Raw genomic sequence first — 21,311 nt, forward strand, 5'->3', positions numbered from 1 at the left:
GCCAACTGGGGGGAAGCCGAATGTCCGGTGGTGTTAACCTATTCGGATATATTAGAGCCGAATTGGGTGTAGGTGAATCTTGTCGTTTAGCAGCAAACTCATTGGAAAACGTTGATATTCCATTTGGCATCATCAACTACCCGGTTTGCGCTGCTAGACAAGAAGATTTGACGTGGGCTCACAAAGAAATAAAAGAACCCCTTTTCAATACCAATATATTTCATATTAACGCCGACCAGCTGGAAATTGCTTTTCGATACGACATATTAAACCGCCGATTATTAGAAAACCGTTATAACATTGCTGTATGGCATTGGGAACTTCCAGAATTTCCAGATGAGTTTGCTGCAAGTTTTAAAATGATAGATGAAGTATGGGCACCATCTACGTTTATCTTTGAGTCCATTTCGAAAAAATCCCCGGTTCCCGTTGTAAAAATCCCTCATGGACTATGTGATAACCATGCTTCTCAAACTATTGGCCGCAAATATTTTATGCTGCCGGATAATCGATTTCTTTTTCTGATGATGTATGATCCAAATAGTTCGCCACATAGAAAGAATCCCCAAGGGGTGATTTCAGCCTTTAAAATGGCCTTCGCAAAAGATGAATCCTCAGTAGGACTAATTATCAAGATCAACAACAGTCAAATCGATCGATCTGTAGAACTGGAGCAATTAAAGAAAGAAATAGGCGATTATAAAAATATTTATATCATTGATAAAGTAATGAATCGCAATGAAATTAATGCATTAATGAATGTTACCAATTGCCTCGTTTCCCTCCATCGCTCGGAAGGATTCGGGTTGCCTTTAGCCGAAGCAATGGCTTGTGGCAAACCAGTAATCGCAACCGGTTGGTCTGGAAATATGGAGTTTATGAACGAAGCGAATTCCTGTCTGGTGCGATATGAGCTGGAGAGGGTCGGGCAAGACTGGGGACCTTATAAAGCAGAGCAATTCTGGGCGGATCCTGATATAGATCATGCAGCATATTACATGAAAAAAGTGGTTGAGGATCCGGTATGGTGCAGCAAAACGGCTGCACGAGGAAAGGATACGATACAAAAACACTTTTCACCAAAAAAGTCAGGGCAGTTAATGAAGAGCCGTCTGAATGAGCTGGAGCTTCTTTAAATTATAATTGTAAATTAGTTTGTAATATCATTTCATGATAACCGCATAAATAATACAGTAAGTATTTTTAAAGGGAGGTGGTGTCATGAAGAGAGCTTTAATAACCGGAATTACTGGACAGGATGGCTCTTATTTAGCTGAACTTCTTCTCGAAAAAGGGTATAAGGTCTACGGATTGAAAAGGAGAACCGCAACGCAAAATTATGAAAATATTAAACATATTTTGAATGAATTTGAGTTTGTTTCAGGTGATTTGTCTGATCTGGCATCTTTAATTCAGGCTGTCAAGTTGGCAAGGCCTAATGAAGTCTATAATCTGGCAGCCCAGTCTTTTGTTGCAGATTCATGGATACAGCCAATCTACACTGGCGAAATTACAGGCTTGGGCGTTGTGAACATGCTGGAAGCTATTCGTCAAGTAAACCCAGACCTACGTTTTTATCAGGCTTCCAGTTCTGAAATGTTTGGTAAAGTGATAGAAACTCCGCAAAAAGAAACCACGCCATTTTATCCACGAAGTCCATACGGTGTTGCAAAAGTATTCGGTCATTGGATAACGGTCAATTACCGGGAAAGCTTTAATATGTATGCATGTTCAGGGATTTTATTCAATCATGAATCGCCCCGAAGAGGAATACAGTTTGTGACACGCAAAGTCACAGACGGGGTGGCCAAAATAAAATGCGGTCTGCAAAAAGAGCTTCGTCTAGGGAATCTGGATGCCAAGAGAGACTGGGGATTTGCAGGTGATTACGTCAAAGCGATGTGGCTCATGCTCCAAAATGATCATCCGGATGACTTTGTAATTGCAACAGGTGAAACCAACACCGTTCGTCGTCTCGTCGAAATTGCTTTTGATCATGTCGGCTTGAATTGGGAAGATTATGTCCGGCAAGATCCTGATTTTCTGCGACCAGCTGAAGTAGATTTGCTGCTTGGTGATTCAAAAAAAGCAAGAGAAAAATTAGGATGGACACCAAAAGTTTCTTTTGAGGATTTGATAAAAATGATGGTTGATCATGATGTACAAAAATATAGAGAAATTAAATGAAGGTATTAATTACTGGGATCAAAGGTTTTGTTGGCAAACATTTGGAGGAGTATTTAAAGGATAAGGCTGACGTATTTGGCACCTCCAGAGCAGATTATCCTGAAAAAAACATCTTTAAGATAAGTTTTTTATCAGAGTGGGAAATCATTAGGCTTATGGAAAAAATTAAACCTACACATGTATTTCACTTGGCTGGATTTAGCAGTGTGAAAGACTCTTGGGAAAATAAACAGGCTGTTATTGAAGGCAACGTGACAGGTACCATTCATTTACTTGAAGCGGTTAGAAAAGTGGATGGCAAAATACGCATCATTACCGTAGGATCGTCAGAGGAGTATGGTATTGTACCTGATGGTATCGAGAAAGTTCATGAAGGGATACCGCTATCTCCTGTCAATCCATATGGGGTAAGCAAAAGTATGGTAAGCATGCTTGCTAAAATGTACTTTAAATTTTATGGTTTGAATGTTATTCATGCCAGGTCTTTTAACCACATAGGTTCGGGGCAACGGTTGGGTTTTGTTACAACAGATTTTGCGCACCAAATAGCCGTGATTAATAAAAGAAATACGAAAGATAACACAATGAATGTGGGAAATCTTGACACGATCAGGGATTTTGCGGCTGTAGAAGATATTGCAGATGCCTATTATCATCTAGGGCGGTATGGAAAAGCAGGGGAAATCTATAATGTTTGTACCGGAGAAGGGGCTTCCATTCGAGATATATTAAATATCCTTCTATCTTTTTCAAAAGTAAATATAGAAGTAATGGTTGATCCTGAAAAAGTAAGGACCTCTGAAATTCAAAAATTAGTTGGGGATCCAAATAAAATAATAAAAGATACTAATTGGCGGCCAAAAAGGCAACTAGAGCAGACATTAAAAAATATTTATGAACAGTGGTTATATAATTTGTAATGGGTCCTGCAATAAAAGGACCTTCTTTTATTTGCGCGACACTTTTAGGAGATAAATACGTATGTCGAGTGGTTCTGAGGGTGGATAGCATTTGAATACATTATTTCATTCTCCAACTAACGACTCTTCAGATTGTACGCACCCTTACCTTCCAAAAGTTATAAGGTTTTGCTAAATATTAATCAACCAAGGAGGAACAATTTTGAAGATCGGTTTTGATATGGCGTTTGCGCTAACACCGGCTAACAATAGAGGAGTAGGTGTTTATACAAGGCAATTAATAAAAGCAATACAACCATTAAGTAAAGACTATAGCTATTATTATTTTCGGCCAAATTCTTCGAACACAGAAGACTTGAGCAGACAATTGAAAGCATTTATTTCACAGAATAACATTGAACTTTACCATATAAACAGCACATTTGATTATTATAACTCGCATGCTTTACAAAGAAATTGGTTCGGAAATGCAAGATTAGCAGTTACCCTTTATGATATCATCCCTTTGTTATTTGAAAATCAGTATTTGCCATTGCCCCACATGAAAAAGCATTATATGCAAAACATCGAGTTTGTTAAATCCTGCGACATGATTTTTGTTATTTCAGATACAACTAGAAAAGATGCTGTTGAAAAACTTAATATTAAACCTGAAAAAATAAAAGTGATCTACGGGGCGCTATGCGAGCATTTTTCTGATGAAAGTATATTATCGGCTACTACTTGGAATGGATCAACAAAGCCATACATATTATATGTTGGCGGCTGTGATTACCGTAAAAACCTGGATCGGTTAATTGCGGCATTTGCAAAGGTAAACCATCGACTAAAGAGTAAATTCCAGCTCATTATTGCAGGGAATATCCCCGAAGACCAAAGATTCTTTATCAAATTAAATATAAAAAAAGCTAACGTGACTGACGATGTGTTATTCACTGGATTTGTTTCCAATGAAGAATTAATCCAGTTATACAAAGGATCAGAATTATTTGCCTTTCCGTCCCTGTATGAAGGCTTCGGGCTTCCTGTTTTAGAAGCAATGGCTTGCGGTGTTCCTGTTTTAACCTCAAACAGTTCTGCCTTAAAAGAAATAGCGGGTGAGGCAGCATATTTGATTAATCCGAAAAGTATTGACGATATTGCACAAGGTATGGAACATCTTTTAACAAATGCAGAGATCAGAAATACACTTGTGAATAGGGGCTTTGAGAGAGTTCAACAATTCCAGTGGACGAATGTCGCCAAACTTGTTCTTGAAGGATATCAACAATTGCTTGGATAATGGGAGAGTGGCCTATGACAAAGGTTTCTATTATACTTACCAGCTATAATAAGCCCCTTTATGTTGCTGAATCGATAGAGAGCGTGTTGCAGCAAACGGAAGAAGACTGGGAATTGTTCATTATGGATGATAATTCTAATGAAGATACATCCCAAGTTCTTCATTCATACCTCAGAGATCCTCGAATTTTCTATATGAACAGCGGCATTGATGACAACAAGCGATTTCAAACGACAAGGTATGCGGTACTGATTAACCAGGCTATCCCGCGAACCACCGGAAAATATATCAGCTATCTAACTGATGATACCGTCTATATGCCAAACCGTTTACAGGTTATGCTTGACTTTTTTAACAAAAATCCAACAGTAGAGATTGTCTATTCCAGTCAAAAAATGCAACACTTGAATAAAAACCATAAAGTGAATTTTGAGATTGAACTGACAGCAACGGAGGTATTAACCCGTGCAGCAAATATGGTGGATCATTGTTCAGTGATGCATACAAGAAATATTGCGGAAAAAGTTTTCTCCCGATATGGGACTCATTGGGATGTGGATCCAAAATATTGGTTTAACGCTGATGCTGTATTTTGGACGCGTTTAAACGAATTTGCGCCTTTTTACCCGATCCAGAAAGTACTTGATATAACAAAAAAAACACCGCAAAGCTATCAAAATTTAAGCGCTTTGCTTCCTAAAGTAATCCCGGATGGTACAGTGGTAAAGGGATTAAAGGAAGAATTATATTTAATTGATGAACAAAAGCTTCGGCTTATTTCTAACGAATTGTTTGAGCGCTTAAAGTTTAACACGATCGTGGAAATCCCTGACCCTGTCTTGTTTAGTTATGATAAAGGAATACCTATATGTGAAGAAAAGCTTCCAAACCAAATTCTCGTCCAGTCTCGAACCAATCATTCAATTTATTACATCCAAAAAGGTCAAAAGCGGCTCGTTAATGACGCTGCATTTAAGAAATATCGTTTTAATAAGCAAAAAACTGTAATTTTGAATGAAAATCATTTAAACCAGTGGCCTGACGGTCCGGAACTATCAGAACATATCACAATGGATACGATGTTGCCGGATGGGATTTTATTTTCATTCAATGGGAAATTTTATATTTGCTTTGATAACCTGCTTTGCTTCCTGCAAACCGATATTGCATTGGGTAAATTACAACTGCCCTTGAAACATGCCATACCAATGAGTGAAGAAGAGTTTTCATTGTTTAAACAAGGCTCATCCTTTACATGGGAACTTCCATTTAAATAACTTTCATAAGGCAGTCGTTCAAGAATATGTCTTGATTGACTGCCTTACTAATTTATTAAGTAATTAACTGAATTGCTATTGGTGAAATACATTTAGCTCAGGACTGTGTCAGATTAAATGATGTTCATTTTCTTGTATATTGCAGTCAATTCTTTGATACGGTGTGCAAATGTGTGATGTTTAAGCACATTCTCCCGGGCCTTTAACGCGATTTTTTTTCGTTCTTGATCATGGTTTACATAAAAATGAATCTTTTCCAGGAGTTCTTCATTACCTTCAAAGGAGATGATTTCCTCTGCGGAAAAATAAGTGCGTAAATCGAGCTCTTCTGTAATAAGCTGAAATGCACCACAAGCTGCTATATCAAATGTCCTGTTGTTTATACTTTTATTCATTATGCCCATTGAATTATTATTCTCTGCCAGGTCATGGGGACGATGTGTGTTTAGGATAATTCTAGAGTTGTTGTAATAATGAGCTACTTCTTGAGGCGGCTTCCATTCAGTTATTTTCAATCTAGGATTTTTCGTCATGTGGCCTAGCTTTTCGTCCCATTTCCCTCCAACTACTTGTAACGTATATTGTGTATTTTCCAACAGAAATTCGATTAATTTAATCCGCTCAGGATAAGGATATCCAACTAGACAAATATCTTCTAAGTCTTGTTCGTCCGGAGTTATTGAAGGAGCAAATGTACGGGGATCCGTTCCGAGCGGAAGATGGAATACAAGTGGGTGTCCTTTTTCTTGATAACACTCCAAGGCGGACCTGTCAATCGTAAATACATAATCATAATCATTTATCATCCCGCACGTTCTGTCCATGTAGTATGGATCTTCCGTCATCCAGACAGCCGTTTTAAGATGTTGGGTGTTTAACCATTCGGTCATTTCGTTTGGCAGGATAAAACCGGTCATAGTCAACACAAGCTCAGGTGCAAATTCTGAAACATTTAACATCAAAGAATCGAGACCTTTGAAATGATTAAAGCTATTGCATATATGGCCTTGTTTTCGTAGTTCATTAACAATGCAATTATCAAAAAAATAGTATATACCGGGAAAGCCTGAGGGAATATATAGTACCTTCATAACTTATTTTATTTTGACCTCCGATTTTTATTATTTGCTTGGCGTAATACCATTGTATGGTTTAATACTCCTATTGTTCTATAGAATAAATGGATGATGAACAGATTTATGCGTAGATGTAGTGTAAAAGCAAACAGAAGCAATCAAACTCCACAATGTTTTAAATTGACTTTTTTATGTGGGGATTGCATAATTTGGAGAATCTCTTATATGGGGGTTGTTAGTCATAGCGAAAAATCAGGCTGCGTGCAGCCTGATCGACTAAAAAAAATATATATATATTTTTTTTATACGGTTGGAGGGAACGCAAAAGCGTCGATGCGAAAACAGTCGACAATAAATACAGCTCCTGATGGGGTAACGCCTGCTCCTGATATTAATGTTACACAATGATCATCCTTACAGAATTTAGCAAAAACATAAGGTCCTGAAGGAACGCCATCTATCGTAAGAAATACAGTTCTTCCTGGCGTTATACGACGAAACTCTTCACAGATGCAACCTTTAATTTTGCATTTGTGATCATCTTTACAGTCATGGTCATGATGTTTTTTATCACAGCAATCATCTTTTCTGCAATCACTGTCATCATAGAAATAGCTTTTTTTATTATAACCCATTGTTATCCTCCTTTTAGCAAATTCCTGAGTATGTCAGGGTTAATGTATTATATTAACCAGAAAATAATTTGTATGGGCTTTAAACCTTACCATGCAGAAAATGGTGTCGTGTTCCAAGCCTGCCATCCGTTGATTTTGCCCTTATGTATAATATGCATTTGTTTTATTTTAGTTCCTAATGTTTCAACTGTGTCTCTCGGCGACGTGACGCTTTATGCATTATCTGCCTCTATAAACGGTTAATTTTGATATAATTCTTATAAAAGATAATACATTTTCATATTCCATAGAGTAGTAAATAGACAACAGATAACAACGATGGAGGTCCCAGTATGTTAAAGACAAGCACACAATTGAAAAACCACGATAAAATAGAAGCGATCTTAAAAGAAATGGTTAAGTACGCTTATGAAGAAATTAAAGATGAACCGGTATTACTATGCTTGGAATGCAGCGATGTCGACTTGTATGTTGCAGCTTCGAATCATGAAGAGCTAGAGGACGCGCTTAAGGAAAATTTCGAATTGGACGAGTTTGGTGAAGTCATCGATCTTGAGGCATACCAAGAATTGTTCTACGAATTGAACGATCACTTTGTAGAACTTCATAAGCTTAGTGGATATTTTGATTTTTTTCCAGAAGGAGTATATGACGTAAACGGGGAAAAACGTGAATCCGAAACAGATATGCTCGCGGTGAAAGGTAAATTTTATGCACCTTTTGAAGATGCGTTAAACGATTAGCATTGATAGGTGTAGCCTGTTCTCACACAAGAACAGGCTATTTTTATTTTGTGGGAAAGAAAACAATGTAAAACGCTTGGCAAGATGTCCAAGCGTTTTATACTTTCGTTATAAAAAGCAGTCAATTAAGCATGCTAAAAACCAAATAACGAGCTGATCAATTTTCTTTTTTTTGGCCTTTTCAACAGTGTTGACTGTTCAAAAACAAGCTTTTTTTCAGGTGCATGGTGCTGATCAGTGTGAATTTGACTCGCCTCAAGGGCCTCGATCCGATCTGTTAAAGACATTACTTCATTTTGTAACTCTTCAATCTCGCGTCGATGCTGGAGAAGCTGATAGGAGACAACATTATCTGCCTTTTCCTCAAGCCTGCTTTCCAAATAGCTTACTTTAGACAAGAGCTTTTCTGTATCCTTATTTTCCAGCTGGCCTTTAACGGTTCCTTTCCGCGGCCTTTGCACAGTGACCGTTACCTCCTGAAGCAGCACCCCGTTCTGAACCTGTTCCTTAATGCCGGCAAGCAACTTGATATCATCTTCCGTAAACGAATAATGACCGAGGTCATTGCGCTGCATATGCAAGTCTAACTGTTTGACCCAGCGCTGAATCGTACTTGACGAGACACCCAATAATTTTGCGACAGCAGTAGTATTCATCATGATCCCTCCTTGTAAGAAAGATATTCTCTGTCTATCAGGTAAATCCTATCGAGTTGACAAAACAAGTTTTGGTTCGGCAAAGAAAGTGAAATTCACTTGTTTTTTTTGATGCTGTCGAAACAAAAGGCAAAAAGAAAAGGGCGCAAGAGCCCTCTTGACCTTTATCTCTATTGGTTTTTCAATGCTTCCTTTACTGCGATAATTTTCAAAGCGGCCAGTTCTTCTTCTGTTAATCGGCTCTGAACCGTTTCAAGGAGCTCGGTTTGCTCATCAGCTGTTATGCCATCGCTTATTGTCGAGGTAATATCGGTTATTTCCTTGACTGAAAATTCTTTCGTAATCGTTTTAAGTGCTTCTTCTTTTGTCGAAAATGGGAGATTGGAAGTATCAATATTTGCAAGATCGGCATTTTCACCAATTAATTGTTGAATAGATGGATCTTGAACAAGTTGATTTACATCCTCCTCTGAAATAGAGTTGGCAACCTGCTCCATAACTTTATCTGACGCCATTCCCATGAACGCATTGTAGCCAAGAAAGCCAGCGGTGCCTAAGCCGCCAACTATCAATAATAACAAAATTAGTTTTTTCATGGCTCCTCCTAAAAATCAAAATTTTTATATCCTTGTTTTAACAGTGATGAACCTGAGGTTAAAGAAATAGACCGCCACATTTTTAGAATGTAAAAACGGTGTAAACATTATTAAGTTAGAACAATTTTTGTGAAGTTCTCTGATATGATAAAGTATACACGATTAGAATCAAGAATTAAACTTCAGGAAAACTCTAGTCGGATTTATCAAAGCGGAGGAAACCATGAAAGTAGAAAATAAGCAACACCGATTTTTACAGAATTTAACCGAGATATTACTTGTTTCAACGAAACTGGGGGTTTCATCGTTCGGGGGACCGATCGCTCATTTAGGGTATTTTCATGAAGAATATGTACGCAGAAGAAAATGGCTCGATGAAAAAAGTTATGCTGATTTAGTGGCTCTGTGCCAGTTTCTTCCTGGTCCGGCCAGCAGTCAGGTTGGGATCGGAATTGGTGTGATCCGGGGCGGGCTTCTCGGCGGCGTGTTAGCTTTTCTCGGGTTTACAGTTCCATCGGTATTGGCATTGATCGTTTTTGCATTGATACTGAAAGGATTGCATATAGATGATGCTGGCTGGATCCATGGATTGAAAATCGTAGCCGTGGCTGTTGTAGCCCATGCGATTATCGGAATGGGCGAGAAACTTACCCCCGATCTGAAGCGCAAAATGATCGCCTTATTCGCGATTGTTACGACGCTTATATGGCAGTCTGCTTTCACACAGGTTGGAATCATCCTGCTCTCGGGATTAGTTGGTTATCTTATGTTTAAAGAGAGTGAAGCTGAAACTAAAGCAAATTTCCGGGTTCCAATTTCGCGCCGCTTTGCGATTCTTTGTTTGTTATTGTTTTTCGGACTATTGCTTATTTTGCCTTTAGCCAGGGAAGCAAACTCTTCAAATTGGGTAGCCATGTTTGACAGCTTTTACCGCGCAGGATCGCTTGTTTTTGGAGGAGGTCATGTGGTTCTGCCATTGCTTGAACGGGAATTAGTTCCGTCCGGCTATATAAGCGAAGAAGCTTTTCTTGCCGGTTATGGTGCAGCACAGGCTGTTCCCGGCCCGTTGTTCACTTTTGCGGCTTACATTGGTGCCGTAATAAACGGATGGCAGGGTGGACTGCTCGCCACTATAGCAATTTTCCTGCCGGCATTTCTGCTGATATTCGGAACACTTCCTTTTTGGGATACACTTAGGCGTAACCCGAAAATCAGGGGCGCTTTAATGGGGGTCAACGCAGCGGTTGTCGGGATTTTGATTGCTGCTTTTTATGATCCGATTTGGACGAGTTCGATACTCGCACCAATTGACTTTGCGTTTGCTGCTATCCTTTTCAGCATGCTGGTGTATTGGAAGCTTCCGCCATGGATCATCGTCTTAACGGGAGCAATCGGCGGATCGTTGATCCAGTTTCTTCACTAGAGGCAACTATCCGAAACCAATAAAAGACAATGGATGAAAACTTTCAACCATTGTCTTTAAATTAAGCGACTCTATTTAAATTCTTAAACTGCCCTTTTGATAAAACAGTTATTTCAAGACGATGGGCTATCAAACCGGCGACTACTGACAGAATGATATCCTTCGGAAGGGGGACAACCATCCAGAGCCAGGCCATCTTGTAGGTAAATCCTTCTGGCGCGGCGAACCAAATCTTGTAAGCGGCATACATCCAATTCGTCCCGAACATATAATTAATCGCCATTCCAAGTAGTGCTGCGGTTACGAACATTGCGACACTTTTATTTTTACGAACGAGGACGCCGATCACATATGCCGTAAGTATATAGGAGAGAATAAATCCAAAAGTAGGGCTGAAAATAGTTGAAAATCCTGCTCCAAACTGTGCGAACACAGGTACACCAACTAAGCCAACAAACGCATAAACCGCCATCGACAGCGCTCCTAAGCGACTGCCGAGAATCGCCCCGGCCAGTATTGCAATAAATGTTTGTAATGTGATCGGGACGCCACCAACCTCCATAAAAGGGACGATTGACGTAATATTCGCTCCGACAGCCATCATCGCTACAAACATCCCCACCAGCGTAATATCAAGAGCACGTAGTTTCTTGTTCATCATAGTTCCTCCAAAAAAACAAAATTATACATTAAAGAATAAGGGAATTGGTTTAGATATGTCAACTGAAAATAAAAAATAGTTAACGTTTTATCGGCTACAGGAATCATAACCGACATTATTGACTTATGTTAAAATTATGGTGTGGGCATGTATGAAATCGTAACATAAAAAAGCGATTATGATGGTATTTTAAATCGTTCATTGAAAAATAAAATCAACCTATTAAAATATGTTAGAAGTCAGAAAATTCATATTATTTTAAAATAACCAAGAAATGCTTTGATCAAGACTGTACATAACTTTGAGTTTGCGAAAAAATTTGTGCGGGAGGAATTTTCTGTGAAAAAAACAGGACAAATCGCGCTTGTCAGCATCTCGATTGCATTCACGTTAATCCAATTTGTTATTTTTAATGACCCCATTGAAAAAGAGGCAATTGATTTTATCCTTGCGACGGCAATAGCCTGGTTTGTCGGCTGGCACTTAGATAAAGTGAAATTTTATGCAAAGGAAAGAAGAGAAAGCGAAGAAAGCTACAAGCAATTGATTGAATCACTTCCAGAGTGTGTGATTATACATCACCATGGCATAATCCTTTATGTAAATAAAGCTGCTGAGGTAATGGCTGCTGCCAAAAACAAAGAGGAGTTAATTGGCCGGTCCATTTTTGATTTTCTTCCAAGGGAAGAGGACGACCTGGTAAAAGAGCGTATCGAACAAGTTTACAAGGAAAAAAAGCCGTTAATTAATTTTGAGCATAGAGTAACAAGGTTGGATGGAAAATCGATTTTTTTCGAAGAGTCATCACTCTATATTTTGTTTGAGGGCAAGGAAGCTGTTTTATCGATCGGCAAGGATATAACGGATCGGAAAGAAAAAACAGAACGCCTATTAGAAAAGTCTGAAAAACTCGCACTTGTCGGACAAATGGCGGCAGGGATAGCCCATGAAATTCGCAATCCGCTCACTTCTATTAAAGGATTTATCCAATTGTTTCGTTCCAACAACAGCCAGGAAGAGTATTTTGAAATCGTTTTAGCCGAGTTGGAACGAATTAATTTAATTGTCGGGGAATTTTTAGTTCTGGCTAAGCCAACTTTAATTAATTTTCAGGAGAAAAATTTAAAAAATGTAATAGAAGATGTCGTGATGCTGATTAACACACAATCGATAATAAATAATGTTGAAATTTGTGTTGAGTTTGGTGCGGATATTCCAAACATCTCCTGTGAAGAAAATCAATTGAAGCAGCTTTTTATCAATATTTTAAAAAATGGTATAGAAGCGATGCCAATGGGTGGAACGATAGATTTAATAGTTAAAAAGAAGGAAGATAGGAAGGTTTCGATTCTTTTTATTGATCACGGGGTCGGAATTCCTGAAGAGCGGATCCCAACATTGGGAGAACCTTTTTACACGACGAAGGAAAAAGGTACTGGCCTCGGCTTAATGACCTGTTATAAAATTGTCGAAACGCATCATGGCGAATTGAACATTACGAGTAAAGTAGATCAAGGCACCACCATTGAAATCATATTGCCTGTCCTCAAAAAAGAAGGCATAAACGAAAAAATTACTGCTTTGCACGCCTAAACCGATACTTTCTCTATCGTCTCTATTGAGCGTAAGAATATACTGATTTAACATACAAATGCCACGCAAAAGTTTAAAACCATTTGGAAAGGGAATTTTATATAGAAACGGCTAGGAGGGATAATTGATGGCAGGAAAAAAATTGATGATGACAACGATAGCGTTAGGGACAGCATTTCTTTTACGAGATAAGAAATCCCGTCAAAAACTTAAAGAACAGTTTCAGGCCTTTAGTGGAAGGTCCGGCAAAAACAGATTTGAATAATTTTGTGAAACCCTTGAATATTCAGGGGTTTTTGATTGCAATTAACATTCCATAACCGATAAGCATGATGAAAAAATCCACAAGAGGATATTAAAGGAATAATGGGGAAATCCTAACCTAAAAGACTGTAAAAGAGGTGTGAGTATGCAGCCTATTAGTGGACAGATAATCTCAGGTGAATTCGATCACGTTCACAACCATTTTTCCGTTCAAAAAGTGAAAAACTTATCCACCTTGTCAGTGTTAAACGAACAACAAATTTCGATGCTGTACCGTTATTTAAAGTTGCATGAAAACGAAGAGGATGGCCAAATTGTGACGTTATACGACCAAATCCCTGTCATGTTAACACAATTTGAAACGAAATTACTGTTAAGGGATTTGGAAAGAGTCCAGCAGCTTTACAAGCAGTGTTGAATATTTCGGCTGCCGTCCAGAAATGTTCAAATGGTCGAAAATCCCATGATATTATCCGCAGTCATGGTAATAATATTAGCGATTACGATGGAAAGAAGGGATCATGATGGGATTGGAATGGTTTGATCGAGTAACTGGGGAGCTTCAGGATCATCTTGAGTCATTGTGTGATAAATACGACCAGCTCGGCCACATGTCGATTGACAGAGGAGCACGTCATCCGCGAATTGAATTTTATGTCGAGACAACTGACAATGACCGCGATTATTTTTGCACACTTTCATTTGACCCGCATAATGACGAGTTTTATATGGACACCTTTGACATTGAGACAGCACAAAATTCAAAAACGATTCTCGCTGATATTGAGGATATTACTGACGCAGTGCATGAAAGCTTTCATGACTACATGAACGGCGATGACGATATCATTGGTGATTATGAACCTGCAGACGATTTTGCCGGGGAAGAAGAGGAGTACTATATGGCGGAAGCAGAGCCGGACGGGGATATCATCAATCAAATTGATGTCGAATGGAAAACCCCTGAGGTCACAGCATTTATGCATGAAGATGAAGTTGAGGTCACCTATCAATTTGGGGTCGTTGAAGAGACAGGTGATGGCGTCCTTCGCCGCGTAAACCGAATCTGGACTGAAGACGATGACCTGATTAAAGATGAATCCAACTTTATTTTCAGCAAAGAAGAAGCTAATACGATTATCGCGCTGATTGCCACACATATGGATTCAATGAGTGAATTTAATTTTGACCAGCAATAGCAAACCCAATTTGAAAAAAAATCCCCTGGAGGGGATTTTTAATTGTTAGCCACCAATATGTGACATTTCGACTTTTTTTCTGCTGACATTTCTCTCTGGATTTTTATCGCGCATTTCAGAATAACGGTCATGGCGATTTTCCCATATACCTGTGACAATCTGCGCAAGTTCGTCATTCGATTTGTTTGCGCGAAGAGGGGTGCGCAAATCGTGACCGTCTCCTGAAAACAGGCATGTGTAAAGTTTGCCTTCGGCTGACAGACGGGCGCGGTTGCAGGTTGAGCAAAACGCTTCCGTAACGGATGATATAATTCCAAATTCACTGTCTGCTCCAAGATAACGAAATCTTGCCGCTACTTCGCCGCTGTAATTCGATGATATCTGCTCAAAAGGTAATACATGAGAGATATCTTCAAGAATTTCCCGCCTTGAATATACCTTTTCCATGTTCCATTTGTTTGTATTTCCGACATCCATGAATTCGATAAAGCGCAAAATATGGCCTTCATCTTTAAAAAACTGTGCCATTGGAACGACCTCATGCTCATTGACGCCTTTTTGGACAACCATGTTAATTTTAATCTTCAGCCCTGCTTTTGCCGCTGCATCAATCCCTTTTAATACAGCATCAACTTTGACTCCTCTGCCGTTTATTTTCGCAAACAAATCATCATTTAATGAGTCAAGGCTGACGGAAACACGTTGTAAGCCTGCTTGCTTGAGCTGCCCGGCATACTTGCTTAAAAGTACGCCATTTGTCGTCATCGCGATGTCATTGATTCCATCGATCTGGAAGATCTTTTCAATCAGCGCCGGCAGGTCTTTTCTCATTAATGGTTCACCGCCGGTAATCCGGATTTTCTTAATCCCAAATGCACCTGAAAAAATATCGACCAGCCGCGTAATTTCCTCAAAAGAAAGCAACTGGTCCTTGGGTAAGAAAGGGAAGTCCGGTCCAAAGATTTCCGCTGGCATGCAATACGAACACCGAAAGTTGCAGCGATCCGTCACAGAAATGCGCAGATCCCGCAATGGACGTCGCAGCTGGTCCTGCAGAAGTTTTTTCTCCATAAATTATTTTACATCCTCTCTTGATGCCCTGGTCGCGATGATTCTTTCTGTATGAGAGTATACATTAAAGGAATTGCCTCTAATAAATCCGACTGCCGTGATGTTTAAATCGTCTGCTAATTTAATGGCAAGATCAGTAGGCGCCGACTTTGACAAAATGATTCCTACTCCGATTTTTGCCGCCTTTAACAGTACTTCAGATGAAATTCTTCCGCTAAAAGCGATAATTTTATCTTGCACCGGTATTCGATTTTGCACACAATACCCAAGGATTTTATCCAATGCATTATGCCGGCCGATATCCGTTCGGTTAACAATCATACCATCTGGTGAAAACAGGGCTGCATTGTGAACTCCGCCAGTTTCCTGGAAAACAACACTATTATCCTGAAGCGCTTTCATGAACAGAATACACTGTTGTGGCGTCAAGGTAATTTTTGATGTAGAAGTTTTAGCTGTTTTTGCATCATTATAAAAATAAAACTGTCTGCTTTTTCCGCAGCAGGAGCCGATAAATCTTTTTGAATAAAATTGCTGGCTTACAGGTATCTCTTTTGCTGTTTCGACATAAGCAAAACCTTTGCTTTCGTCGATGTGCAGTTCTTTGACATCGTCGTGAAAACGGATAACTCCTTCTGACGCTAAAAAGCCGAAAATAAGCTCTTCCAAGTTTTTCGGAGTACAGACCATTGTTGCGAATTCGGAGCCATTGAGCATAACTGTCAAAGGGAATTCCGTGACGATTTGATCCTCTTTTTCTTGCAAGCTGCCATTTTCAAACTTTAAAATTTTATTATTACTCCTGATTTGATTTTCCATTTTTACACCCACCTGACGAGGATAACTGAATTACCCAAAATATTAGCACTAAGAAAATCTAAAATGCAAGTATTATTACTATACCCATAGTGAAAATAAAAAAGCAGTTGTGAAAATTAAAATTAAATGATAAAATTTACTAAAAGTTCACCAATTTGTAACATTTTAATCTCGGGATAGCGAACCTGTTTTCGAGTTAAAATGAAGCAAAGTTTTGAAAGCGATTTACTGTTGGTATGCAGCAGCGTAACCTGTTGGCAGCTAACCGTCGGATCTTTTCCCATTAATAGGGGAGGTTTGACGGTTTTTTAATGAGTTTTTGAAAAAAGGGGAGTGTAGAGAATGGAAAAAACAAAAAACAGATGGCTTATTGCCGCTTCAGCAGTGGGAATTCATATTTCAATCGGTTCTGTTTATGCATGGAGTGTTTTTACGAAGCCACTGGCAAGTGAATTTGGTTGGGACTTAACAGACATCAGTTTAACATTCAGCCTGGCGATTCTATTTTTAGGCTTGTCTGCCGCTTTTTTGGGACATTTCGTTGAAAAATACGGACCAAGAAAGGCAGGAATCCTTGCAGCAGTCTTTTTTGGTGTCGGTGTTACCGGCTCAGGGCTCGCGATTAATTTAGAATCGTTGCCTTTGTTGTATCTTTTCTATGGGGTGTTAGGTGGAATCGGGCTTGGAGTTGGTTATATCGCTCCTGTGTCTACATTGGTCAAATGGTTCCCTGACAGAAGAGGTTTGGCGACTGGCCTTGCGATTATGGGTTTTGGGTTTGCGTCATTAATCAGCAGCCCGATTATGCAAAAGTTAATTGAGGCAGTTGGAATTGCCAATACTTTTTACATCCTGGGAATTTCCTACTTTGTCATCATGATTTCTTCGTCTCTTTACCTGGCTCCACCAAAGCAAGGCTGGATGCCGGCAGGCTTTGAGGAGAAAATGAAATCTGGCGCGGCTGCTGTAAAGAGGGATTTATCGCAACTGACAGCTAATGAAGCGATTAAGACAAGAAGATTTTATTACATATGGATTATGCTGTTTATTAATATTACGTGTGGAATTGCGATCATTTCTTCCGCATCACCGCTGGCACAGGAAAGCGTTGGCCTAAGCGCAGCTGCTGCTGCAGCCCTTGTGGGAGTGCTCGGAGCATTTAATGGTTTCGGCAGAATTGGCTGGGCATCAATTTCGGATTATATTGGCCGTCCGAATACGTACACCGCTTTTTTCTTAATTCAAGTTATAGCGTTCCCGTTAGTGACGATGACTGACAATCCAGTCATGTTCCAGATTTTACTGGCGATCATATATACATGTTATGGCGGAGGTTTTGCTGCCATCCCGGCCTATATTGGCGACTTGTTTGGAACAAAACAGCTTGGGGCAATCCATGGCTATATTTTAACGGCTTGGGCTGCAGCAGGACTAGTCGGACCAATGTTTGCTTCCAAGGTACGTGAAACAACTGGAACTTATTCGCAAAGTTTATTGGTGTTTACTGCTTTATTCGTGGTCGCATTAGCCGTTTCATTATTGATTCGCATCGATATCAAGAAGTTAAGCGAAAAGCAAAACAGCAGCAGCGTAAAAGCAGCAAGTTGACAATATAGCAAATAATTGATTAACTTATAAAGCGATATCATTAGATGACACTGTTTGCATAGTGATTAACAAGAAAAGATTGTAATGAAGGATTGAAATGCAATGAATAAGTATGAGGCAGAATTCAGCAACTTAGTACGTTCCTTTCGGAAAAAGCATATGGGAAAAGGTCCAGGTAAAGTGACGACCAAGTTTTGTAAAAACTGGGCAATTTGCGAGATGGAGGGCAATTTGTCCCCGGTTGAAAAATTTATTGCCAGTGCTGACGAAGGAAAACAAATGCTTCGTGCTGCAAGAACAGAAATGGTTAAACAAATGTATAAGAAAAACACGCCTGTTGAAATGGAAGAATTTCTCCAGAGCAAACTGATCGACTTGTTTGTCGATATTGACATCGATCGGGACTTTGGAATGTCGGTGTTTGTCTTTGACCAGGACATCGAAAAAAAGTTTTGTACATGAGTCAATTTCACAATATAATGAGCTAAACCAAAAAACGAATGAATTCTATATATTCAGAAGTATACCGTAGCAACGAATCATACTATCTTAATTTTAAGTCAATGTTCGTTTTTCAATTAAAGAATTGCTTTATGAAATTCAGTCATATAAAACAACTTTTGCTTATTGGGAGTTGGCACTTGGTAGCGAACCTGCTAAAGACTAACCACCGTACACTCGGAGCTTCACGTGTATGGTGGTTTTTATTTTCTACAAAGGAGTTATGGAAAAATGGGGAAAACAAAGCATACTGGACCGATAAAATTAGATACTAGACCAAAACCGGCATTATGGGCAGGACTTGCACCGATGGGGCTGGGTAAAGTGAAGCCTCACCATATTAAGGATACGATGAAGGTTGTTTGGGATAACAAAGACAATCTTCCCTACGCATACCGAATTTTAACACAGGGTGTGTGCGATGGTTGTGCGCTTGGCGTTTCCGGATTATATGACCAGACGCTGACCGGGCCGCATCTATGCACAACAAGACTGAATGTCCTTCGCCTCAACACGATGTCAGCGATTGATCCGACGTGGCTTGAAGATGTCGAGAAGATGCAACAGCTTGACAGCACGCAACTGCGAAAATTGGGCCGGATTCCATACCCGCTTTCCCGTAAAAAAGGAGAGAAAAAGTTCACCAGACTTTCTTGGGATGAGGCACTCGACCGGATTGCTGAGAAAATCAAAAGCATTGATCCAAAGCAGCTTGCTTTTTATTTAACCGCTCGTGGTATTACGAATGAAGTTTACTATACAGCTGCCAAAACAGCGCGTTTCCTGGGTACAAATAATATCGATAACGCTTCACGGATTTGTCACTCTCCAAGTAAGACGGCTTTAAAGCGATCAATGGGAATCGGTGCATCCAGCTGTAATTATAAAGATTGGATCGGAACCGATGTATTGGTGTTCTGGGGATCCGTTGCAGCGAACAATCAGCCGGTCTCAACGAAATATATGTATGCGGCGAAGAAAGCCGGTACAAAAATTATAACGATCAATCCATATCGCGAACCAGCAATGGAGAAATACTGGATTCCGTCAATTGCTGAAAGTGCTGTATTTGGAACAAAAATTGTCGATGATGTTTACCAGGTCAACATCGGCGGCGATATCGCCTTTATGAATGGCGTCATGAAGCATTGGTTTGAAATGGAGGAAAAACAGCCGGGCTCAGCTATTGACCATGCATTCGTCAATGAACATACAAATGGTTACAATGAGCTAAAAGATCATTTAAAAATCCAGGACTGGGAGCAGCTCGAGAAATCGTCTGGTGTAACCCGGGAAAGAATGCTTGAATTTGCAGAATTACTTGCCGGATCAAAATCCGCTGTCTTTGTGTGGAGCATGGGCTTAACCCAGCATCGCTTCGCAACCGATAATATTTCACAAGTAGCAAACCTTGCGATGCTTCGCGGCTTTATCGGTAAAAAGTATTGTGGTGTTATGCCAATCCGCGGGCATAGCGGTGTGCAGGGATCAGGAGAAATGGGCGCCGATCCGTTTGTTATGCCGGGCGGAGACTTTGACGAGCAAAACATTGAAAGAGTTGAAAAGGTCTGGAAATTCCCGATTCCGCGTTGGCAGGGGGATACAGTCGGGCAGACGCTTGAAAATATCATGCTCCCGGACGACCATGAACGCAAGGTGAAACTATTCTTTACAAGCGGAGGCAACTTCCTTGAAACGATGCCTGATCCGAATTTTATGAAACAAGTATTAGAGAATGTTGAATTACGTGTCCATCAGGACATTATCTTTAACACTTCTACACTTGTTGACGCGCAGGAAGAAGTGATTGTGCTGCCGGCGATGACCCGCTACGAACAGCCGGGCGGAGGAACTTCAACAAGTACTGAACGAATGGTTTACTTTAGTTCAGAAATTGACGGGCCGCGTATTGAAGAAGCTCGGGCAGAGTGGGAAATTTATGTTGATCTTGCTTCAAGAGTGTTTCCTGAGAAAAAGCATCTCATCCATTTCAATAATGCTGAAGAAATTCGTGCGGAAATTGCTGAAGCTAATCCATATTATGACGGAATTCAGCATTTGAAAAATCGCGGTGACGTTTTTCAATGGGGCGGTGCGTGGCTGTGTGAAGATGGATTATTTCCGACTCCAAACGGAAAAGGAAATCTTTTATCGATCGAAATTCCAGAACTCCGCAAAACGGAAGGCCATTTCTATGTAACATCACGCCGTGGTAAACAGTTCAACTCAATGGTTTATAGCGACAAAGATTCATTCAACGGGGCTGACCGTTATGACATCGTTATGAACGCAGAAGATGCAGCAAAATTGCGGATTAATGAAGGTGACACAGTTGTTGCATATAACCAGTTTGGCACCTATCAAGGACGAGCCAAATTTGAAGATATCAAATCCGGCAATATCGCGGTCTATTGGCCGGAAGGAAATGTTCTTCTTCCAAAGGGTGTATATGAAAAGTACTCGCAAATTCCTGAATACAATACAGGTGTGATTCTAGAAAAGGCAGACACCTTCCATGCCCAGAAAGATAGAAAGTATGTTGAAAAAAGAGTAGAAGAATTAGAAATGAGTGTCGACTAAGTCGGGTTTCTTCTATAATATATTCTTTTAGGATCCGGTCAGATTTTTTGAACCGGATCTTTTTTGGTTTGAGAGGGTGAGCAGACCAAATTTGTTACGATGTCTTCCCAAAGAAAGTCCTGTTATTAAATGGGGTTCGCTTAATATCCGGTTCATTATACCCACTTCCTGCTGTTGCTAGTTTTAAGTCGATCACTACTCGGGGAAAACAAAAATCCAC

21 protein-coding genes are annotated in these 21,311 nt (G+C 39.8%); 14 read left to right on the plus strand and 7 right to left on the minus strand.

Features of this window, described 5'->3' with window-relative positions:
* Positions 1-20: 20 nt before the first annotated feature.
* The 5 genes from CU635_RS17000 to CU635_RS17020 all read left to right on the plus strand — a co-directional run bounded on the left by CU635_RS17000 (position 21) and on the right by CU635_RS17020 (position 5,666).
* The gene (locus CU635_RS17000) at positions 21-1,136 is read left to right on the plus strand and encodes a glycosyltransferase (protein ID WP_101578579.1); all 1,116 of its coding nucleotides are present in this window, start codon (positions 21-23) and stop codon (positions 1,134-1,136) included.
* 85 nt (positions 1,137-1,221) lie between these two features.
* Positions 1,222-2,187: a GDP-mannose 4,6-dehydratase gene (gene gmd, locus CU635_RS17005; protein WP_101578580.1), complete on the plus strand. Its 966-nt coding sequence runs from the start codon at positions 1,222-1,224 to the stop codon at positions 2,185-2,187.
* A complete protein-coding gene (locus tag CU635_RS17010; protein WP_101578581.1) occupies positions 2,184-3,107 on the plus strand; it encodes a GDP-mannose 4,6-dehydratase in 924 nt (307 codons plus the stop codon). Before gmd ends, CU635_RS17010 begins: the two co-directional genes overlap by 4 nt.
* Positions 3,108-3,309: 202 nt before the next feature.
* A complete protein-coding gene (locus CU635_RS17015) occupies positions 3,310-4,389 on the plus strand; it encodes a glycosyltransferase family 4 protein (RefSeq protein WP_101578582.1) in 1,080 nt (359 codons plus the stop codon).
* 14 nt (positions 4,390-4,403) lie between these two features.
* The gene (locus tag CU635_RS17020; RefSeq protein WP_101578583.1) at positions 4,404-5,666 is read left to right on the plus strand and encodes a glycosyltransferase family 2 protein; all 1,263 of its coding nucleotides are present in this window, start codon (positions 4,404-4,406) and stop codon (positions 5,664-5,666) included.
* A 113-nt stretch (positions 5,667-5,779) separates the two neighbouring features.
* Here the strand turns inward: CU635_RS17020 and CU635_RS17025 are convergent, their stop codons facing one another.
* Together CU635_RS17025 and CU635_RS23120 are read right to left on the minus strand one after the other, a co-directional pair.
* Positions 5,780-6,625: a CgeB family protein gene (locus CU635_RS17025; RefSeq protein ID WP_180956506.1), complete on the minus strand. Its 846-nt coding sequence runs from the start codon at positions 6,623-6,625 to the stop codon at positions 5,780-5,782.
* A 419-nt stretch (positions 6,626-7,044) separates the two neighbouring features.
* Positions 7,045-7,377, minus strand: coding sequence for a hypothetical protein (locus CU635_RS23120; protein WP_125928558.1), 333 nt, complete (start codon positions 7,375-7,377; stop codon positions 7,045-7,047).
* Positions 7,378-7,709: 332 nt separating this feature from the next.
* Here CU635_RS23120 and CU635_RS17035 point away from each other — a divergent pair, with 332 nt between their 5' ends.
* The gene (locus CU635_RS17035; RefSeq protein ID WP_101578586.1) at positions 7,710-8,120 is read left to right on the plus strand and encodes a hypothetical protein; all 411 of its coding nucleotides are present in this window, start codon (positions 7,710-7,712) and stop codon (positions 8,118-8,120) included.
* A gap of 134 nt (positions 8,121-8,254) precedes the next feature.
* Here CU635_RS17035 and CU635_RS17040 read toward each other — a convergent pair whose 3' ends face one another.
* The gene (locus tag CU635_RS17040; protein WP_245917504.1) at positions 8,255-8,779 is read right to left on the minus strand and encodes a MerR family transcriptional regulator; all 525 of its coding nucleotides are present in this window, start codon (positions 8,777-8,779) and stop codon (positions 8,255-8,257) included.
* A 167-nt stretch (positions 8,780-8,946) separates the two neighbouring features.
* Positions 8,947-9,372, minus strand: coding sequence for a hypothetical protein (locus CU635_RS17045; RefSeq protein WP_101578588.1), 426 nt, complete (start codon positions 9,370-9,372; stop codon positions 8,947-8,949).
* A 223-nt stretch (positions 9,373-9,595) separates the two neighbouring features.
* On the opposite strand from CU635_RS17045, the gene chrA reads away from it, so the two are divergent.
* On the plus strand, positions 9,596-10,795 hold the full coding sequence (gene chrA, locus CU635_RS17050) for a chromate efflux transporter (protein WP_101578589.1): 1,200 nt from the start codon (positions 9,596-9,598) through the stop codon (positions 10,793-10,795).
* 61 nt (positions 10,796-10,856) lie between these two features.
* On the opposite strand, the gene CU635_RS17055 is transcribed toward chrA, so the two are convergent.
* Entirely contained in the window at positions 10,857-11,453 is a 597-nt protein-coding gene (locus CU635_RS17055) for a biotin transporter BioY (RefSeq protein ID WP_101578590.1), read from the minus strand.
* A 342-nt stretch (positions 11,454-11,795) separates the two neighbouring features.
* Here CU635_RS17055 and CU635_RS17060 point away from each other — a divergent pair, with 342 nt between their 5' ends.
* The 4 genes from CU635_RS17060 to CU635_RS17070 all read left to right on the plus strand — a co-directional run bounded on the left by CU635_RS17060 (position 11,796) and on the right by CU635_RS17070 (position 14,512).
* The gene (locus tag CU635_RS17060) at positions 11,796-13,049 is read left to right on the plus strand and encodes an ATP-binding protein (RefSeq protein ID WP_101578591.1); all 1,254 of its coding nucleotides are present in this window, start codon (positions 11,796-11,798) and stop codon (positions 13,047-13,049) included.
* A gap of 127 nt (positions 13,050-13,176) precedes the next feature.
* On the plus strand, positions 13,177-13,314 hold the full coding sequence (locus CU635_RS23440) for a hypothetical protein (RefSeq protein WP_180955646.1): 138 nt from the start codon (positions 13,177-13,179) through the stop codon (positions 13,312-13,314).
* A gap of 144 nt (positions 13,315-13,458) precedes the next feature.
* Positions 13,459-13,731: a hypothetical protein gene (locus tag CU635_RS17065; RefSeq protein WP_101578592.1), complete on the plus strand. Its 273-nt coding sequence runs from the start codon at positions 13,459-13,461 to the stop codon at positions 13,729-13,731.
* A gap of 106 nt (positions 13,732-13,837) precedes the next feature.
* Positions 13,838-14,512: a hypothetical protein gene (locus tag CU635_RS17070; RefSeq protein ID WP_101578593.1), complete on the plus strand. Its 675-nt coding sequence runs from the start codon at positions 13,838-13,840 to the stop codon at positions 14,510-14,512.
* A 45-nt stretch (positions 14,513-14,557) separates the two neighbouring features.
* On the opposite strand, the gene moaA is transcribed toward CU635_RS17070, so the two are convergent.
* Both moaA and fdhD read right to left on the minus strand, forming a co-directional pair.
* Complete coding sequence (gene moaA / locus CU635_RS17075; RefSeq protein WP_101578594.1) at positions 14,558-15,583, minus strand: GTP 3',8-cyclase MoaA; 1,026 nt, start codon at positions 15,581-15,583, stop codon at positions 14,558-14,560.
* A gap of 3 nt (positions 15,584-15,586) precedes the next feature.
* Positions 15,587-16,402 (minus strand): formate dehydrogenase accessory sulfurtransferase FdhD, encoded by an 816-nt coding sequence (gene fdhD / locus CU635_RS17080; RefSeq protein ID WP_101578595.1) that lies wholly within the window; start codon positions 16,400-16,402, stop codon positions 15,587-15,589.
* Between the two features lie 342 nt (positions 16,403-16,744).
* Here fdhD and CU635_RS17085 point away from each other — a divergent pair, with 342 nt between their 5' ends.
* The 3 genes from CU635_RS17085 (at position 16,745) to CU635_RS17095 (ending at position 21,091) form a co-directional block, all read left to right on the plus strand.
* Entirely contained in the window at positions 16,745-18,010 is a 1,266-nt protein-coding gene (locus CU635_RS17085; RefSeq protein ID WP_101578596.1) for an L-lactate MFS transporter, read from the plus strand.
* A gap of 102 nt (positions 18,011-18,112) precedes the next feature.
* The gene (locus CU635_RS17090; protein ID WP_101578597.1) at positions 18,113-18,472 is read left to right on the plus strand and encodes a Na-translocating system protein MpsC family protein; all 360 of its coding nucleotides are present in this window, start codon (positions 18,113-18,115) and stop codon (positions 18,470-18,472) included.
* A 270-nt stretch (positions 18,473-18,742) separates the two neighbouring features.
* Positions 18,743-21,091, plus strand: a complete 2,349-nt coding sequence (locus CU635_RS17095) for an FdhF/YdeP family oxidoreductase (RefSeq protein WP_101578598.1) — start codon at positions 18,743-18,745, stop codon at positions 21,089-21,091.
* Positions 21,092-21,311: the final 220 nt, after the last annotated feature.

It is taken from the genome of Bacillus canaveralius, from assembly GCF_002860125.1.
Lineage (GTDB): Bacteria > Bacillota > Bacilli > Bacillales > Cytobacillaceae > Bacillus_BJ > Bacillus_BJ canaveralius.

Bases quoted from the DNA above. Each gene is read 5' to 3' on its own strand.
- gmd (WP_101578580.1), top strand. From the start codon at position 1,222: ATGAAGAGAGCTTTAATAACCGGAATTACTGGACAGGATGGCTCTTAT.
- CU635_RS17010 (WP_101578581.1), top strand. From the start codon at position 2,184: ATGAAGGTATTAATTACTGGGATCAAAGGTTTTGTTGGCAAACATTTG.
- CU635_RS17065 (WP_101578592.1), top strand. From the start codon at position 13,459: ATGCAGCCTATTAGTGGACAGATAATCTCAGGTGAATTCGATCACGTT.
- CU635_RS17070 (WP_101578593.1), top strand. From the start codon at position 13,838: ATGGGATTGGAATGGTTTGATCGAGTAACTGGGGAGCTTCAGGATCAT.
- fdhD (WP_101578595.1), bottom strand. From the start codon at position 16,402: ATGGAAAATCAAATCAGGAGTAATAATAAAATTTTAAAGTTTGAAAAT.
- CU635_RS17025 (WP_180956506.1), bottom strand. From the start codon at position 6,625: ATGTTAAATGTTTCAGAATTTGCACCTGAGCTTGTGTTGACTATGACC.
- CU635_RS17035 (WP_101578586.1), top strand. From the start codon at position 7,710: ATGTTAAAGACAAGCACACAATTGAAAAACCACGATAAAATAGAAGCG.
- CU635_RS17040 (WP_245917504.1), bottom strand. From the start codon at position 8,779: ATGATGAATACTACTGCTGTCGCAAAATTATTGGGTGTCTCGTCAAGT.
- chrA (WP_101578589.1), top strand. From the start codon at position 9,596: ATGAAAGTAGAAAATAAGCAACACCGATTTTTACAGAATTTAACCGAG.
- moaA (WP_101578594.1), bottom strand. From the start codon at position 15,583: ATGGAGAAAAAACTTCTGCAGGACCAGCTGCGACGTCCATTGCGGGAT.
- CU635_RS17055 (WP_101578590.1), bottom strand. From the start codon at position 11,453: ATGAACAAGAAACTACGTGCTCTTGATATTACGCTGGTGGGGATGTTT.
- CU635_RS17045 (WP_101578588.1), bottom strand. From the start codon at position 9,372: ATGAAAAAACTAATTTTGTTATTATTGATAGTTGGCGGCTTAGGCACC.
- CU635_RS17020 (WP_101578583.1), top strand. From the start codon at position 4,404: ATGACAAAGGTTTCTATTATACTTACCAGCTATAATAAGCCCCTTTAT.
- CU635_RS23120 (WP_125928558.1), bottom strand. From the start codon at position 7,377: ATGGGTTATAATAAAAAAAGCTATTTCTATGATGACAGTGATTGCAGA.
- CU635_RS17095 (WP_101578598.1), top strand. From the start codon at position 18,743: ATGGGGAAAACAAAGCATACTGGACCGATAAAATTAGATACTAGACCA.
- CU635_RS17090 (WP_101578597.1), top strand. From the start codon at position 18,113: ATGAATAAGTATGAGGCAGAATTCAGCAACTTAGTACGTTCCTTTCGG.
- CU635_RS17000 (WP_101578579.1), top strand. From the start codon at position 21: ATGTCCGGTGGTGTTAACCTATTCGGATATATTAGAGCCGAATTGGGT.
- CU635_RS23440 (WP_180955646.1), top strand. From the start codon at position 13,177: ATGGCAGGAAAAAAATTGATGATGACAACGATAGCGTTAGGGACAGCA.
- CU635_RS17085 (WP_101578596.1), top strand. From the start codon at position 16,745: ATGGAAAAAACAAAAAACAGATGGCTTATTGCCGCTTCAGCAGTGGGA.